Here is a 16,811-nt window from a genome sequence, read left to right as displayed (position 1 = left end):
TTTTATCCTTTAAATAAATTTCGTATAAACTTGATGAGCCCTTTATCTTCATAACGCACATCAAAATACCCTTTTTTAGGCTCACTAATCAAGATCGATTTTTGTAAAGATATATCATCTTCTTTAAAATCATCACGATGGTGGGCACCTCTACTCTCTTGGCGGAACATCGCTGCAAGAACTACTGCTTCTGCAACCTCTAAAGCATTTCTTAACTCTAAAATTGAGATCAGTTCTACATTATTGTGTCGCCCCTTGTCTATACAATGCAGCGTGATTGTTTCATTACGCAGATATTTTAAATAGTCAAATGCCTTTTGTAAACTTGTTTCACTTCTGTGTATTCCGGCATTTTTGAACATAGTTTCCCCCATGCTCACACGCATTGCATTAAAGTTTTTAGAGGTATCCATATCAAAGATCCAGTCCACCATCTTTTGATCTTTAATAACCAGGTTATAATCGATCGGTAAAAACTCTTTGTTTTGGGAAAACTCAAGAGCATTCTCACCCGCAAGCTCCCCAAAAACCACACCCTCTAAGAGTGAGTTCCCACCTAGTCTATTTGCCCCGTGTATCCCTTCTGCGGCACACTCTCCACAGACAAAAAGTCCTTTTATAGATGTTTTTGTCATGTTTGACTCAATACCGCCCATAGAGTAGTGAGCCACGGGGCGTATCTCCAGAACCTCTTTGGTAACATCGATGCCGGCCTGATTATATGCCGCTTTATATAAACTCGGCAGTTTTGTCTCTATTTTCTCTTTTGGAAGATGGCGAAGGTCTATGTAGACTTTATGCCCCGCTTCGATCTGTCTTGAGATCGCATAACTTACAACATTACGACGCTCTAGTTCATTAACAAAACGCTCACCTTTTTCATTTATGAGATAACCGCCCTCACCGCGGGCAGCCTCACTTACAAGATAGGAAGTTTTATGCAGACCCGTCGGATGAAACTGCACAAATTCCATATCTTTGAGAGTTAGTCCCGCTCGTAGTGCAATAGCCAGCATATCTCCCGAATAATCTTGAGCATTTGTAGTATGTCCGCGATAAAGCCCTGCATATCCGCCTCCGGCAAGTACTACAGATTTTGCAGGATATACTACAACCGAAGAGTCGGATCTTCTTAACGCCACTACACCGCTTATGCGATTATTTAAACTTGTCAAGTTCATTACAAAATTGTTCACTAAAAAAGTGACACCTACATTTTTGGCTTTTTTAATGAGTGCCTGAGTGATGGCAGAACCAGTTTTGTCACCTACGTAACACGTTCGCTGAGTTCTCCCTCCGCCGAAACTTCTTTGAGCAATATTGCCCTCTTCATCCCTGTCAAATTCAACACCGTACTCAACCAGTTTTTTTATCATATAAGGTGCACGTTCACACATATAAGTGATCGCTTTTTTATTTTCAAGACCGAAACAAGCTCTTATGGTATCCACTACATGAAAGTGAATCCCCTCTTTTTCATTTGGATCAAGGACTGCATTGATCCCTCCGCTTGCAATTGATGAGTTGGATTTAAATAAATTCCCTTTAGTGATAAGTGCAACTTTATTACCACTGGTTTTTGCTTCAATAGCTGCCATCAATCCGGCAACACCGCCACCGACTACAATTACATCATAGATCATTTTTACAGCCTGTATAGCAGGTCATACTTCGTTCTAGGTACTGCTTTTACTTTTGAAATTTCACAATTTTCCCGTACATTCACAGGTGTTTTAGAACCAAATAAAGAGCTTATTAGCCCAGGAGTTGAACGCACAAACTGTAAAGCCAATTGAATATCGTTTTTTAGAGTCATCGTATTATCCAAGATAACTCCCGTTTCGGCTGAAAAAGATTTTTTAAACAGATTCATCTGCAGAAGTGAAGATGAACCAACTACACCGATACCCAGATTATGTGCAGCATTGATAACACTACACTCTATGCCGTCAACTTTTTGTGTCGGATTAGTATACGCGGCAGTTTTTCCCATGTTAAAAGGGAGTTGAATATACTTAAACCTGTGGTTCATCCCAGCTACTCGAATGGCACACTCAACTAACTTTTCCAAACTTATACGTTCATCTTTAGTTTCCGATGTAAAACCGTTCCAAACAGCTACACCGTAACTTTGGAACAGACCCTCGTCAGCAAGTTTCTCAAAACGCTCAAAGATTTTTTCTATCTGTTTGTAAAACTTTTTCTCTCCTAAACGCAGCAGCTGCATCTCAGGATTGTGTAGATAGTATATATCTAAGCTCTCTACTCCTAGATTCTCTAAACTTCTTTTACAACTCCACTCTAAAAAATCAGGTGTCATACAGTGCTGATCAAGCTCTATATCATCTTTAGAAGCCAAACCTGCTTCTATTATATTTTCATCGATCCAAGTGTATGGGTTTTCGGGAAACGGATATTCTAATTGAATAAATCCCCCTTTAGAAGATATGATCAGCTCTTCGCGGCTTACCTCTTTTTCATCAAAAAGTTCATGCAGCGCTTCACCGATCTCTTTTTCACTCTGCCCGTAACGATAGTTGCTTGCAGTGTCAATTAGGTTAATCCCTTGTCTTACCGCTTCTTTTACACCCTCTATATAATGAAAAACGTAGTTTTCCTCTTTATAGGGTTCTTTAGTAAAAGTACCTAACCCTAATTTAGAAAATACAAGTCCATTCGATTTTGTATAAAAATCTTTGTAGTTTGCAAATTTTTTGGCAAAATTGTAAGTATCTTCTAGCGTTGCATGACTCATTGGTGATTCTTCTGTGCTACTTTTTTTGCGTACATTCCAATACCGATAACATATACCAGTGTTGTTGTTGCTAATATTAAATATTCCATAAACATAGTCCCTAATATCTCTTTAGCATAACTATTCAAGAACTATTCCTTTGAAATTTTCAATAAAAAAAAGTGCTATTTTGCGATCATAATATCTGATGCTTTAATAATTGCACTTACGTCATCACCGACTTTTAAACCTAAAGAGTTTGTAGACACTTTTGTAATTACTGAAGCGATTTTGTCACTGTTACCTATCGCAATAACTATCTCGGCGGTAACTTTTCCCTCTGTAATATCTTCTATCTTTCCTTGAAACTTATTCCTTGCGCTAATGTTTAACGTCACATCAGTGGTTATTAGCGCTGAGCTTGATTTGAAAAATGCAATCACCTCATCACCTAGCTGAAGGTTCAAGAGCTCTACAGCAGCATTTGTTATTACACTTACAAGTGTATATCCGCTTTGCAGTTTAATATATACAGAAGTGTTTACAGCCCCTTGTTCAAAATACTCAACAATCCCTTGGAGTTGATTTCTAGCACTTATTTTCATAGCCTGCCTTTCATTTCTTTATATCATTTAAAACATAACGTATTGGTAAAAAAAAGCCAGAGTGGGGTAAACACTCTAGCTTGGAGAATAAATGAATATGTTTTTAATTATCTTACACAGTCGAAGAAATAGTCAGTTTTTGCTATATCTTTTGTTTCTTCATCAAGTTGATCAAGAACAGAGTTTGTGATCCATGTAAGAAGGTTTAAAGCACCTTTGTAACCACTCATAGAGTATCTATGTAAATGGTGTCTGTCAAAAATTGGGAAACCAATTCTGATTAACGGAGTACCAGTATCACGGTAAAGCTCTTTACCATATACGTTACCGATCATAAAGTCTACAGGCTCAGTGAATAGTAAACTTCTTAAGTGCCATAAGTCTTTACCTGGCCAGATTTGACAATCTTCAGCCCATTGAGATTTAGCAATGATAGCTTTCATATCATCTTCCCAACCTTTTCTTGGCGCATTGTGGCAAAGAACGTGAGTTGGAATACCACCCATCTCAACGATGAAAGATACTAGACCTAGTAAGAAGTCAGGATCTCCATAGATTGCGAATTTTTTACCGTGCATATACGGATAAGAATCTTGCATAGCATCAACAAGTTGACCACGTTGAGCTTTTAATTCTTCAGGTACTTCTTTACCAGTAAGTTCAGCAAGTTTCATAACGAATGCGTCAGTTCCAGCTAAACCGATTGGATTACAAGTTTCATAACCTTGTTTCCATTTGTTTTTAATAGTCTTAGCAGTTTGCACTGTAGAATATTTTTGTAAAGAGATAGTTGCTTCTGCATTGATAGCAGTTTTAGCGATATCCATTGGAGTACCACCAGCGTATAATGAATATCCGCCAGCACCAGTATTCCATTGCGCTTCGTGATCACCAAGCATATGGATTTTGTCACTGAACATACCAGCGATCTCTTTTACCTCAGCTAAAGAACCTAGGTACGGTTCAAAACCAGGGATGATGTTGATACGACCCTCTTCTACAACTTTTTGATCTTTTGTAGGGTTAAGTTGCTCAAGCATAGATTTCATCATGTTGTCGTAACCAGTAATGTGGCTACCTACGAATGATGGAGTGTGTGCATAAGTGATTGGTAAATCATCTAATTCACCCTCAGCTTCTTCACGAGCACCAGTAATGAACGCATTTAAGTCATCACCGATAACTTCTGCCATACAAGTAGTTGATACTGCGATATGATCTGGTTTGTACATAGCGTTACAGTTACGTAAACCGTCTTTCATATTTGCAAGACCACCGAATACCGCTGCAGATTCACTCATAGAGTCAGATACACATGGTGTCGGCTCTTTGAAGTGACGAGTAAAGTATGAACGGAAGTATGCAACACAACCGTGAGAACCATGAACGTATGGCATAGTGTTTTCAAACCCTAAACCAGCCATGATAGCACCAAGTGGTTGACACGCTTTAGCAGGGTTTACAGTGATAGCCTCACGAGCAAGGTTTTTCTCTCTATAATCCCAAGTTTTAGTCCACTCAGAAATCTCTTCAACTTTAGCAGGGTTAACAGCACCCATCGCACCTTCAAACTGTTTTTTGTTAGCCAGTACCTCTTGGTACTCAGGCTTTTGAAATAATTTCTGACCGTTTACAATGTTTTCTACGTCTTGCATCTTAAGCTCCTACTTCTTCTTTGTCCCATGGAGCTGTTGTATGATTCCATACAGGAGAGTTCATAGCTAAGTCCATATCTTTTGCAAATACTGCGAATGCGTCATATCCATGGTAAGGACCAGAATAATCCCAAGAGTGCATCTGTCTAAATGGAAGACCCATTTTTTGGAATACATATTTCTCTTTTACACCGGCAGCTACTAAATCCGGTTTTAATTTTTTAACGAATTTTTCAAGCTCATACTCATTAACATCATCATAGATAAGAGTTGAACGTGCGATATCGTCTTTTGTACGTTTATAGTCATCACCGTGAGCGAACTCATAACCAGTACCAACTACTTCCATACCAAGGTCTTCGTATGCACCGATAACGTGACGAGGACGTAAACCACCAACGTATAACATTACTTGTTTACCCTCTAATTTCGGTTTATATTTTGCGATAACCGCATCAGTCATAGCTGTATATTTAGCGATAACCTCTTCTGCTTTTTTCTGAATTGATTCATCAAAGAAAGCAGCAATTTTTCTTAAAGACTCAGTAGTTTTACTTGGTCCAAAGAAGTTATACTCCATCCAAGGGATACCGAACTCTTGTTCCATATGACGAGAGATGTAGTTCATTGAACGGTAACAGTGAAGTAAGTTTAACTTCGCTTTTGGAGCGATAGCTAACTCTCTATATGAAGCATCACCTGACCATTGTGCAATTACACGAAGACCAATCTCTTCAAGTAAGATACGAGTTGCCCAAGCATCACCACCGATGTTGTAGTCACCGATAATAGCAACATCATACTCAGTAGATTCAAAATCAGCACGAGCTGCAGCATCCGGCATTACTTCATCACGAATCATATCATTTGCGATGTGGTGACCAAGTGATTGAGATACACCACGGAAACCTTCACAAGATACGGCAACAGTCGGTTTTGAGCTCTCTTTTTTATGTATTTTAGCAACAGCAGAAATATCATCACCGATTAGACCGATTGGACACTCTGACTGAATTGAAATACCGTTGTTTAATGGAAATAACTCATCGATCTCTTCAAGAGCTTTTTTAAGTTTTTTATCCCCACCAAATACGATATCTTTTTCACTAAAGTCTGTTGTAAAGTTCATAGTAACGAATGTATCAACACCAGTAGTACCGATATAGTAGTTACGACGACCGGCACGTGAGTATTGACCACAACCAACAGGACCGTGAGAGATATGGATCATATCTTTAATTGGACCCCATACAACCCCTTTAGAACCTGCGTATGCACAACCACGTTGAGACATTACACCCGGAACTGTTTGCTTATTACTTCTTGTTTTATCACAAGCACCTTTTACACCCTCTGGAGTATCCACACCTAAGTGTTTTGCTCTATTCTTTGCAGCTTTGGCTGGATAAACCTCTAAAACTTCTTCAATAGCTTCTTTTTGTAAAGCTTCTAATGTTTCTGGTCCCATTTTATTCCTTCTCCTTCTTTATACGTCCATCTAAAGTTCAAATTTCCAAATCTTGAAAATTTGAACTTTACTAAATAGTTCTATGCTACTTTTACTCTGTAAAGGTTCATATCATCTAGTTTTTTACATAAGTCTTTTGTAGTATCGCCATCAACAGATTTTGAAATCTCTGAGATTTGGTACTTATTTGTGTAATAAACCATTTTAAATTCACCTTCCATTTCAGCTATATTTTCATAATAGTCAACAAATGCAGTGTGTGCAAAAGTACCTGCTGGCACTGTTAACTCTTCTAACTGAACACCTTCTCTAGTTTCACTTGTTAATGTAACAGTTTTACCTGCTGCAGATGTACCGTCTTCAACTTTTTCAATAACTTTTTCGAAAGAAACATCGTTTCCTTCACTTGCTGGGAAATGATAACCACATACAAACATAATTTTCTCCTACTTCTTCTATTTTTAAATAAATTTCTAGTATTTAAAAGCGACTAGTCGCTTGAGGTTTACGCCGAGTAAAACTCAGCGTTGTATACGTCAATGGACTTTGTTCATTGAGCGTACAAAAAAGAAAGCTTACGCTTCTTTTTGTCCGATTGCATCTTCATCACAATCTTCTTCAAGACCGAATTCCATAAGAAGATTTTCAAGGTCATCCATCTCTAGTGGAGTTGGAATAACTTTTAAGTCATTTGCAATAATTTTACGAGCTAACTCTTTGTACTCCATAGCTTGGTCAGAGTTTGGTGAGAACTCAACAACAGTCATACGACGAAGCTCAGCACGTTGAACGTGATTTGAACGAGGTACGAAGTGAATCATTTGAGTACCGATTTGTTGTGCTAAGTGTTTAGCAAGGTCATACTCACGGTCAGTCATACGTGCATTACATACAAGACCTGCAAGACGAACACCACCAGTGTTAGCGTATTTTAAAATACCTTTAGAGATGTTATTTGCAGCATACATAGCCATCATCTCACCAGACATAACGATATAAATCTCTTGTGCTTTACCTTCACGAATCGGCATAGCAAAACCACCACAAACAACGTCACCAAGAACATCATAAGATACGAAGTCTAAGTCATCGTCATAAGCACCTTCTTCTTCAAGAAAGTTAATAGCTGTAATAACACCACGACCTGCACAACCAACACCTGGCTCTGGACCACCAGACTCAGTACACATAATGAAACCTTCTGTAATCTCTTCATTATCTGGGTGGAACTCGTCAGCACCTGGTTTACATACATCTTCTAACTCTAGGTCTTCAACTGTACCAGCTTCAGAAGCTAATTGCATAATTGTAGATTGAGCTTTCTCGTGTAAAATAAGACGAGTTGAATCCGCTTTCGGGTCACAACCAACAATTAAAATCTTTTGACCATAATAGTGACACATAGCCGCTAATGTATTTTGAGAAGTTGTTGATTTACCAATCCCACCTTTTCCGTAAAATGCAATTTGTCTTAACTCAGACATATCGTCTCCTTTAATTCGTTTAATTTAAGTTCGCTATTACTATTACAGATAGCGTTCCTTAGAAAAAATATTTTGAAAAGAAATTTTGAAATTTATCTGTAAAACCCTATTTTAAGGAGTTTTAAAATAAAAAAGGAGTTTTTTTGTCTTATTTTAATTTAAGAATAGAGGAAAAAAATTATTAACAAAAAAGAAAAAAATGGAAGACAAAAATCGTTTTTTGTAAGATTTAGAGGACAAATAATGTAAACATGTACAACAAAATTGTTATACAAGTCTCATTTTATATATTTGTATTCATTTTAGAAACTCGTAGAGTCCCATTATGATCTCGATAAAGATAAGAATGATGATTATCCATTCCAAAAAAGAGGAGTACTTATGATTTTGTTCATTACTCAAAACATCAAGCAGTTCCTGAATAACTTCAACTTTTTTATTAAGCACCTCAACTCTGGGTGTGATATCTAAATACTTGCTGATACTGTTATAATATTTTTCATATTCAGGATACTCCCAAAAAAATTCCGGTGTATCAAGGAGATCATATTGAAGGTTAATCTGGCTTTTTACTAAAAACAACTCGCCGATCTTTTTTGCTATCTCTTTTTTACTCAAACTGATTTTTCCGTATTTAGCCAAATTTTGAGGAATAACAGAATTTTCTTCGATCGTGTTTTCCACTTTTGTTTCAAACTGACTAAGTTTGGCATTTTGTGCAAGAGCAGATGAGATTGCTATTTTTAAACGCTCGGAATCATTATCGAGAAGAAATTTATCGTAGATTATTTTAAACTCGTCTTCGAGTATATACTTAAACTTTTCCTCCGCGCACTCTTCAAGAGGATTGATCAAAAAAGATTTAATCTCATTTTGAAAAAATTCAAGATTTTCATAAGATATATTCCAACAGGTATAAACACCGTATTTGAACAATACTATATACTCTTGCGGATCAACTGTAATAAATAAAATATCTTTGTAAAGTGTCGTTTTATATTTTCCAGATAAAAATTGATAAATTTTCGCATTAAACTTATCACTCACTACAAAACTGATAATCTTTTTTTGCATCTTGATTTCCTTACAATCAGCAATTTTCTTCTTTAATAGTATATTTTGTTATTTTAATGTTTCATAAAAGAGGGAGATAAAAAGTATATAAGCGTATTTATTCTCAAATAAGAGCTTGAGAAAGGAAGTAGTTCAGCATGAGGACTACTGAAAATGTACACTGTTTCTACCGCTGTTTTTAGAGGCATAAAGTCCGTTATCTGCTTTTGCGATCAAGCTTTCAATTGTGGCATCTTTTTGGTAGAGTGTCGCTCCGATACTTACGGTAATGTTTCCTACAGTGCCGAACTGATGTTCTTCAATTATTGCACGAAGTCTCTCAGCAACTTTAAAAATCGCTTCTTGTGATGATTCAGGGGTGATGATAAGGAACTCCTCTCCACCCCATCGACCGACACTATCACTCTCTCTGGCGTAGTTTGTAAGAATAACTGCGAACTCTTTTAAAACAGTGTCACCTTGAATATGCCCGTATTTGTCGTTAATCTCTTTAAACTTATCTATATCCAACATCAACAGACCAAAAGATCTATCGTAACGCTGGGCCCTTTTTATCTCATTGCTCAGAATCTCTTCAATTTTGTAACGGTTGTAAAGATTGGTCAATTTATCTGTAATAGAGAGTTTTTCCATCTGCTCTAGTGCAACTGTCAGCTCCTGAGTACGTTTTTTAACCTTATGTTCCAAACTTTCATTGAGCTCTTTGAGTGTTTTCTCAGCATTTCGAATCGCTGTTACCTCTCTTGAAGCTCCAAAAATTCTGATTATCTCATTTTGCGTATCAATGATCGGCAATATTGTAGTGATCCAGAATCGCTCACCGCTATCGTCAATAATATGCTTCTCCTCATAGGTTATAGGCTTATTTTTTTCGATGCACTCGCCATAACGCTCGGCAATTTTTTTATAAGTTGTTTCATCCAGGAAATCTTGAAGTGCTTTTCCGTCTATTTGATTAGGAATTAAATTAAACAGTGTTTCTAAAGAGGGATTATATTTTTCACTGATGTACTTTCCATCTGCATCTCTGCGGACAATAAAAAGATTATCATTAGAAGTATGCCAAAGTGTTCGAAACAGTTGTAACTCACCCTCTACAATTACTTCATTGTCAAAATCATGTTCAGTCATTGAAATATTTCCCGTCTTTGTGAAATTAATCTTTCAACACATTGTAACATTTTTCAAATATTTTTCATTGAAAATTTCCACCCTATTCTCCTTAATAATAACAATTACTTTGGAACATCGATTGCTATTATAATGCCCAGTAGGAGTTTCTTATGGATATTACTTTAACAAAGCAAGCAATACAGATTCGGCTTAAACATGATTCAGTAAATCTCAAACCGTTAATGTACTTCATTGAAAATAGTTTTAAAAATGTCAAGTATTACTCTAACGTAACCGTAGTGAATGGATCCTCTGATGAATCGATAAAAATAAGGTATATGATTCAGTGGGCATACAAGATCTATCTTAAGAGCGAAAACAGATCAAGTGAGATGAACTATAAAAAACTCTCAGAGTCTATCCACTTGCCTATCTATGTTATTTGCAACGATCAAAAACAGATATCGCAAACCTTGACTATGACCATAGAACACGTAGATGACAAAGTATTGTCTGTTACTGCCAATCAATACAATTCACAAGTAATCAGATACTTTAAAATGGCTTTTAAAAACTCAATGAGCAGAACTCTATATAGAAAAACTTTCAGAATATCCATTCGTACTCAACACGATCTTTTGGTGTTAAAACAAATATTATCAACTAATATGATTGCTAATACCAGAGTCACATTCCAGACCTATAGCCTCAACTTTAAAAAACTAAATCAAGAACAGTTCAAAAATGAAGAGAGCGCCTTAGAGGAAAAACTTCAAAAATGTTATAAGGTATTAAATATCAATGACAACAGTACGGCTAAAGAGATAAAAAACAACTATAAAAAAATGCTAAGAAAATATCATCCCGACAGAGTATTTTCAGAAGATACGGATGTAGTAGAGCTTTATACAAAAAGGTTTCAAGCTATCCAAAAAGCGTACGAACTGATTCAAGAGCACAGAAACGTAGCTTGATTGGTGAAGTGAACTATTTCACTTCACTTTTAGTAAGAACTTCATCAATAAGCCCATAAGCTACAGCATCATCTGCACTCATAAAGTTATCGCGTTCTACATCTTTGGCAACTGTTTTTACACTTTTGCCTGTTTGTTTTGCAAGTAGTTTAGTAAGGACCTCTTTTATGCGAAGGATCTCTTGTGCTTGGATCGCAATGTCGGTTGCCTGACCTTGAGCACCCCCTAAAGGCTGGTGGATCATAATTCTGGCATGAGGGAGTGCGTAACGTTTCCCTTTCTCACCGCTCGAGAGTAAAAATGCTCCCATAGATGCAGCTTGACCAATACAGATAGTTACAACATTCGGGCGAATGTAGTTCATCGTATCAAAAATAGCCATACCCGCAGTAACTACGCCGCCTGGAGAGTTGATATAAAAGTAGATATCTTTCTCCGGGTCTTCCGCTTCTAGAAAAAGTAACTGCGCTACAATTGTTGAAGAAACAGCATCGTTTACTTCTCCGCTGAGCATTACGATTCTATCTTTTAACAGACGTGAATAGATATCGTAACTTCTCTCCCCGCGACCCGTTTGTTCAACCACATAAGGAACATAGCTCATCATAAATCCCTATAATGTAATAACCCTGATGTTCTCATCAAGATTTTGTTTTAGTGTGCTCTCAATCGCATACAATGTACCCGTACTACCTGTAGAACATGTTGAACATGCACCGAGATACTTGATATAAACATCAAAGTTTCCTGCTTCCTCTTTGATATCTACCAACTCCATATCTCCACCATCCATAATCAGCATAGGACGTACATACTCTTCAACTACAGCATCGATTGCGCGTGTTTTTTGAACCATACTCATAGATGCGAAATCTTCTTTGTCATCCTTTGGAGCATTTGCCATTGCAGTTAGGCGTTCACGTTCCATCTCTTCACGTGTATCTTTCAAGATATCGATCAGATAAATATCTTTTGCCTCGTGACCACCCGCTTTAATACACGATTTACAGAAACCGCCCGCTTTTGTAAAGTCGATGATCTCTTCAACGGTTTTTAGATCGTTTATTTTGATCACGTCAACAAGTGTATCTTGTGTCACACGTGCACACTCACAGATGATGAACTCCTCTTCAAAACTCTCTGCATCTACACCTTTGTATGTAGCTGCCGCTTTTTTAATAACATCGTAAGCCATAACCGAACAGTGCATCTTTTGCGGTGGAACTGCAGGAGTGTCCGGATTGTCACGCATCGCTTTTTCAACATCGATGTTTGTAATTTTTACAGCTTCATCAACAGTTTTTCCCATACAAAGCTCAGTCATAATGTCAGAACTCGCAATGGCAGTACCACATCCAAAACTTTTAAATTTACTCCCTACAATTTTGTCCGTATCTTTTTCAACAGCCCAGTAAAGACGTACAGCATCACCACAACTCTCAGCACCAAAGTCTGCAACGATTAAAGTTGCATTCATCGCTTCAGCTTCCTCTTCAGTAATATGTCCTTGATGTTGTGGATTATTCATTCTATCTACAACAATATCACTGTACTCATCCCAAATTGACCCACTTACTAAACTACTTTTCGCCATTTGATATCCTTTTTATTAATTATGTTCTAATTCACTAACGTGATTTTTCGGTGTATATGCATACGAACTTGAGATACTTCTAAGTCTCTCTACCGCTTCTTTAATCTTCTCGATCGCATAATCTATCTGCTCTTCAGTGTTAAAACGACTTAATGAAAAACGGATTCCCGTATGTGCCAGTTCACTGTCACTTCCAAAAGCGTTCATAACAGGATTTGCTTCTAAGTCTTCACTTGCACAGGCACTCCCTGTTGAAGCTGAGATCCCGTTTTTATTAAGGTCCCAAAGCATCGCTTCACCCTCAACACCTCTGATCGAGATAAGTGTTGTATTTGGTGTACGGTTTTTTGTATCACCGATCACAATTGTGTCAGGAAGTTTCAAGATTGCACGTTCGAGCTTATCTCTCAACATCCCGACATGATTCTCTTCATAAGCAAGCGCCATTGTATTTGTTGCCAACTGCATCGCTTTACCCATACCGACAATAGATGCGACATCAAGAGTTCCGGCACGTCTACCGTCCATCTGTTCACCACCGTGCATATAAGGACTGAGTGCTACACCTTTTTTGATGTAAAGACCGCCGACACCTTTTGGACCGTGAAACTTGTGAGCAGAGAAACTAATCATATCTACCCCTGCATCTTGAACATCAACTTTCACCTTTCCGATCGCCTGTGTAGCATCAGAGTGAAACAACACACCTTTTTCTTTACATATAGCGCCAATCTCTTTGATCGGAAAAAGTTTCCCCGTTTCATTGTTGGCCCACATAACTGAAACAAGAGCCGTATCTTCACGAATAGCATCACGAACTGCATCAGCTTCAAGTACACCCTCTTCATTTACTGTAAGGTAAGTGATATCTACACCTTTTTTCTCTAAATAGTTACAAGCTGCTGTGATCGCAGGGTGTTCCACTTCACTTGTGATGATATGATTTTTCTCACCATCTAGGATTCTGTCAAGCCAAACACTCTTTACTACCCAGTTGTTTGCCTCTGTTGCATTTGCCGTAATGATGATGTCATCTTCATCGTCTGCATTGATCCCCTCATAAAGATAATCGAACGCTTCGGCTATCTTTGGATGTGTAGCTGAGCCTACACTGTGTAATGAGTTGGGATTTCCATACATTTCGCAAAAAAACGGTGTCATCTCTTCAAAAACTTTTTCATCTACTTTGGTTGTTGCATTATTGTCTAAATATACTTGCATAAATTCTCCTTCAAATTAAATTTGACACTTAAAACATGTCACTTGGTCATTACAGTCAGCACACGCAGGAGCTGTTTCATTGATCAAGTCGTAAATATATTTTTTCCATAATGTCTCTTTTGGCTTCATCATGCTGAGTCTTGGAAAATACTGGTTCATAAACCTTCCCATCTCAACCCTGTTGGCAAATCCGAGATCTTGATAAAGATGATTCATCTCTAAAGACGCCTTAGCTACGCGAGGAGCAATTATCTGCTTGGCATAATCATCTATTGAAAAAAACTCTAATAATAGTTTCACCTTTGCTTCTAAAACTTCATTTGCACTCATATACGATTGTGTCATAATGTCATCTCCACCATTTTTCCGTTTACTATCTTTCCAAATTCAATTCCAAACTCATAACAATCCATCAGCTCCTCCTTTGTAGGGATTAGCTTAATTTTCATCGGTTGCAGAGGAAGGCGAAAGTTCAGCGCACCGAGACGATGGTGTATCATCTCTACCGCTTCACCGCTCCACCCGTAAGAACCGAAACACCCGCCGAATTTCCCTTTTTTCTCCAAAAGCATCATGCAGCTAAGCAGATCCCAGACAGGTTTTGGGGCATCCCCGTTGATCGTTGGAGCACCTATGATGATTCCGGTACTCTCTTCTAAAATCGTAAGCATATTTTGCTCATCGAGTGCAGTGAGGTCATATATGTTTGCTATGAGGTTTTCATCTGCTTCGATCCCGTCAAATATACTTTGCGCCATATCTTTTGTATTTTTGTAACTGGTCACATAAAAAATTGAGATGATTTTTTTACCGTGGAGGCGATCAACTTTTTCACTCCACTCTCTATAGAGCTCTATATATTTTTGAGGGTTGTCTCTCATAATAGGGCCGTGCAGGTTACAGATGATCGAGACGTCAAATTTGTCATACAGTTTAAGAGCTTTTACTACATCTGATCGAAACGGACGCATAATGTGTTCGTAGTAGTATTTAAACGCATAATCGAAATCCCCTACAAGATCATCAAATACACGGCTGTCAAAATAGTGCGAACCAAATACGTCGCCGCTGAAAAGCACTTTGTCCTCTTCAAGATAAGAACTCATAGTCTCAGGCCAGTGAAGATTCGGCGTACTTAAAAACGTAATTGTTTTATTGCCGAGTTTAAGTTGTTTGTTTGTCCAAACTGTTTCAAATTCCATATCTTTCGTTTTAGCAATCGACTTTAACATCGGTTGTGCCATCGGTGAGATGAAAACTTTTGCTCCCGGAGCACGACGTGTAAGCTCAGGAAGTGCCCCGCTGTGATCGGGTTCAAGATGGTGCATCACTATATATTTGATATCACTATAAGAACAAACAGATTCTACTTTTGCAAAAAATTCCTCTTGGAACTCTTCTTTTACGGTGTCGAAGATAATTACACCCTCTGAAGTTTTCAGAAGGTATGCATTATAAGTTGTACCGTTAGCTGTTTTCATAATGATATCAAAGGTACGGATATCCGGATCGCTTACGCCGATATAATAAAGGTCTTTGACAATTTGGATCGCTTCACTCATTTTAATAAAATCCTTTGTAACCACAGTGGAGGATTTGCAATAAGTTTTTGAAGCTGTGCTATCACAACCTCAACTTTCTCACTCTCACTTGCAGCTTTCATAGGGTAGATCCCTGCAATTTTCACCATATTTGCAGCTTTTGGACCTATTTGAGTAACATATACGATCTCTGCTTCGCTCACACACTCGATCTTGTACTCAAGTTTATCCACCTCGGCTTCATACTTTTTAGAGGAGTCAATCTTTTTGAGCAAGTTTGCATTTTCTGCATCTATCTCATAAAGATAAAATGTTTCACACCAACCAAAGTGTTCATTAACATTAAGACCGTCTTTTGAAGCAAAAGCAATTTTAATCATATTACATACACCCGAATATTTTCATCTATAACTTGAGAAAGCGTGTTCATAATAATCTCATACGTTGTAGTTGAGGCCATAGAACACCCTGCACAATTCCCCTGATATGCCAAACGGATCTCAATTTCAGGCTCATTGATATAATCTATGAGTGTAATATCTCCACCGTCTTTTACTAGAATAGGACGGATATATCTCTCTAAAGCATCCATAACCAGCTCTAACTGCTTCTCTTTACTTGAATTTCTAAATGCCAGATTTGGTTGGCAAGAAGTGTTTGGTGTTTTATCAACTCCACCCATTTGCGCCAAAGCCATAGGATGGTTTGTTTTTGCAGCACTGAGCATACAGTTAAAGCCCTCTTTCACTTGTGCTAAGTCTGTTCTATCTTTTAAAAGCATAAGGCCTAGTCTAAAGTTAGCCCCTTGGTGATTCTTTTTCACTGCACGTCTGAAGTACTCTATAGTTTTTTCAATATCTTCATCAACGCCAAGCTTTGTCTGATACATAAGCGCTAAATTGTAGTTAGCAGAATCGTTGTCGTACTCACTCGCCATCTCAAAGTACTCACGTGCTTTTGCGAAGTCTTTTGCAACACCTTCACCTTTTAAGTACATCAAACCCAAATTTGTCATAGCCTGATCATTTTTGTACTTGATCTCCTCTTCCCACAATGACAACGCTCTCTCATAATCTTTTTGTTTATATGCACTCAGTGCTTCTCTATGTTTCATAAATCTTCTCCCCTCTCCAGGATTTGGCAATGCTCTGTTTGCATTGTATTCTCTAATGATATGCTCTTTAAGATATTCTCTGGCCAACTCTATAGCTTCATCATAATCTTCGCTTGCAGCTTTAATGTCAAAATCTATATACTCGGCCAGATAAGCATCTCCAACTTCATGCTCACCTGCAAAACACTCTAACGGGTAATCCAAATTTAAATAATAATCTACAGAATGTTCCAT

General features: G+C 37.8%; 18 protein-coding genes. 1 reads left to right on the top strand and 17 read right to left on the bottom strand.

Annotated features, from left to right (window positions below; genetic code table 11):
• Positions 1-2: 2 nt before the first annotated feature.
• From QWY88_RS10845 to QWY88_RS10800, 10 genes are all read right to left on the bottom strand, one after another.
• Positions 3-1,643, bottom strand: coding sequence for an L-aspartate oxidase (locus QWY88_RS10845; RefSeq protein WP_304546418.1), 1,641 nt, complete (start codon positions 1,641-1,643; stop codon positions 3-5).
• A gap of 2 nt (positions 1,644-1,645) precedes the next feature.
• On the bottom strand, positions 1,646-2,755 hold the full coding sequence (locus QWY88_RS10840) for an aldo/keto reductase (protein WP_304546417.1): 1,110 nt from the start codon (positions 2,753-2,755) through the stop codon (positions 1,646-1,648).
• Positions 2,752-2,883, bottom strand: coding sequence for a hypothetical protein (locus tag QWY88_RS10835; RefSeq protein ID WP_304546416.1), 132 nt, complete (start codon positions 2,881-2,883; stop codon positions 2,752-2,754). Before QWY88_RS10835 ends, QWY88_RS10840 begins: the two co-directional genes overlap by 4 nt.
• A gap of 36 nt (positions 2,884-2,919) precedes the next feature.
• The gene (locus tag QWY88_RS10830; RefSeq protein WP_304546415.1) at positions 2,920-3,339 is read right to left on the bottom strand and encodes a TOBE domain-containing protein; all 420 of its coding nucleotides are present in this window, start codon (positions 3,337-3,339) and stop codon (positions 2,920-2,922) included.
• Between the two features lie 107 nt (positions 3,340-3,446).
• Positions 3,447-4,994, bottom strand: a complete 1,548-nt coding sequence (gene nifK / locus QWY88_RS10825) for a nitrogenase molybdenum-iron protein subunit beta (protein ID WP_304546414.1) — start codon at positions 4,992-4,994, stop codon at positions 3,447-3,449.
• Position 4,995: 1 nt separating this feature from the next.
• The gene (gene nifD, locus QWY88_RS10820; protein WP_304546413.1) at positions 4,996-6,462 is read right to left on the bottom strand and encodes a nitrogenase molybdenum-iron protein alpha chain; all 1,467 of its coding nucleotides are present in this window, start codon (positions 6,460-6,462) and stop codon (positions 4,996-4,998) included.
• An 80-nt stretch (positions 6,463-6,542) separates the two neighbouring features.
• Positions 6,543-6,899, bottom strand: coding sequence for a hypothetical protein (locus tag QWY88_RS10815; RefSeq protein ID WP_304546412.1), 357 nt, complete (start codon positions 6,897-6,899; stop codon positions 6,543-6,545).
• 138 nt (positions 6,900-7,037) lie between these two features.
• On the bottom strand, positions 7,038-7,946 hold the full coding sequence (nifH, locus tag QWY88_RS10810) for a nitrogenase iron protein (protein ID WP_304546411.1): 909 nt from the start codon (positions 7,944-7,946) through the stop codon (positions 7,038-7,040).
• A gap of 297 nt (positions 7,947-8,243) precedes the next feature.
• On the bottom strand, positions 8,244-9,020 hold the full coding sequence (locus tag QWY88_RS10805; RefSeq protein WP_304546410.1) for an RMD1 family protein: 777 nt from the start codon (positions 9,018-9,020) through the stop codon (positions 8,244-8,246).
• Between the two features lie 144 nt (positions 9,021-9,164).
• Positions 9,165-10,151: a sensor domain-containing diguanylate cyclase gene (locus QWY88_RS10800; protein ID WP_304546409.1), complete on the bottom strand. Its 987-nt coding sequence runs from the start codon at positions 10,149-10,151 to the stop codon at positions 9,165-9,167.
• 152 nt (positions 10,152-10,303) lie between these two features.
• On the opposite strand from QWY88_RS10800, the gene QWY88_RS10795 reads away from it, so the two are divergent.
• The gene (locus QWY88_RS10795; RefSeq protein WP_304546408.1) at positions 10,304-11,107 is read left to right on the top strand and encodes a J domain-containing protein; all 804 of its coding nucleotides are present in this window, start codon (positions 10,304-10,306) and stop codon (positions 11,105-11,107) included.
• A 13-nt stretch (positions 11,108-11,120) separates the two neighbouring features.
• Here the strand turns inward: QWY88_RS10795 and clpP are convergent, their stop codons facing one another.
• Genes clpP through QWY88_RS10760 form a run of 7 tightly spaced genes read right to left on the bottom strand, consistent with a single transcriptional unit; the run spans position 11,121 to position 16,811 of the window.
• Complete coding sequence (gene clpP / locus QWY88_RS10790; protein WP_304546407.1) at positions 11,121-11,711, bottom strand: ATP-dependent Clp endopeptidase proteolytic subunit ClpP; 591 nt, start codon at positions 11,709-11,711, stop codon at positions 11,121-11,123.
• A 9-nt stretch (positions 11,712-11,720) separates the two neighbouring features.
• Positions 11,721-12,701 (bottom strand): iron-sulfur cluster assembly scaffold protein, encoded by a 981-nt coding sequence (locus QWY88_RS10785; RefSeq protein ID WP_304546406.1) that lies wholly within the window; start codon positions 12,699-12,701, stop codon positions 11,721-11,723.
• 15 nt (positions 12,702-12,716) lie between these two features.
• Positions 12,717-13,922 (bottom strand): NifS family cysteine desulfurase, encoded by a 1,206-nt coding sequence (locus tag QWY88_RS10780; RefSeq protein WP_304546405.1) that lies wholly within the window; start codon positions 13,920-13,922, stop codon positions 12,717-12,719.
• Positions 13,923-13,937: 15 nt separating this feature from the next.
• Positions 13,938-14,267: a nitrogen fixation protein NifQ gene (locus tag QWY88_RS10775; protein WP_304546404.1), complete on the bottom strand. Its 330-nt coding sequence runs from the start codon at positions 14,265-14,267 to the stop codon at positions 13,938-13,940.
• Positions 14,264-15,484 carry an FprA family A-type flavoprotein gene (locus QWY88_RS10770; RefSeq protein WP_304546403.1) on the bottom strand — a complete coding sequence of 407 codons (1,221 nt, stop codon included), beginning with the start codon at positions 15,482-15,484 and terminating at the stop codon, positions 14,264-14,266. The genes QWY88_RS10775 and QWY88_RS10770 overlap by 4 nt, the downstream gene beginning before the upstream one ends.
• A complete protein-coding gene (locus tag QWY88_RS10765) occupies positions 15,481-15,843 on the bottom strand; it encodes a NifB/NifX family molybdenum-iron cluster-binding protein (protein WP_304546402.1) in 363 nt (120 codons plus the stop codon). The genes QWY88_RS10770 and QWY88_RS10765 overlap by 4 nt, the downstream gene beginning before the upstream one ends.
• Complete coding sequence (locus QWY88_RS10760) at positions 15,840-16,811, bottom strand: NifU family protein (RefSeq protein ID WP_304546401.1); 972 nt, start codon at positions 16,809-16,811, stop codon at positions 15,840-15,842. The genes QWY88_RS10765 and QWY88_RS10760 overlap by 4 nt, the downstream gene beginning before the upstream one ends.

Source organism: Sulfurimonas sp. hsl 1-7 (assembly GCF_030577135.1).
GTDB classification, from domain to species: domain Bacteria; phylum Campylobacterota; class Campylobacteria; order Campylobacterales; family Sulfurimonadaceae; genus Sulfurimonas; species Sulfurimonas microaerophilus.
The sequence above is the reverse complement of the archived record's forward strand: the minus strand, read 5'-3'. Positions and strand labels throughout refer to the sequence as shown.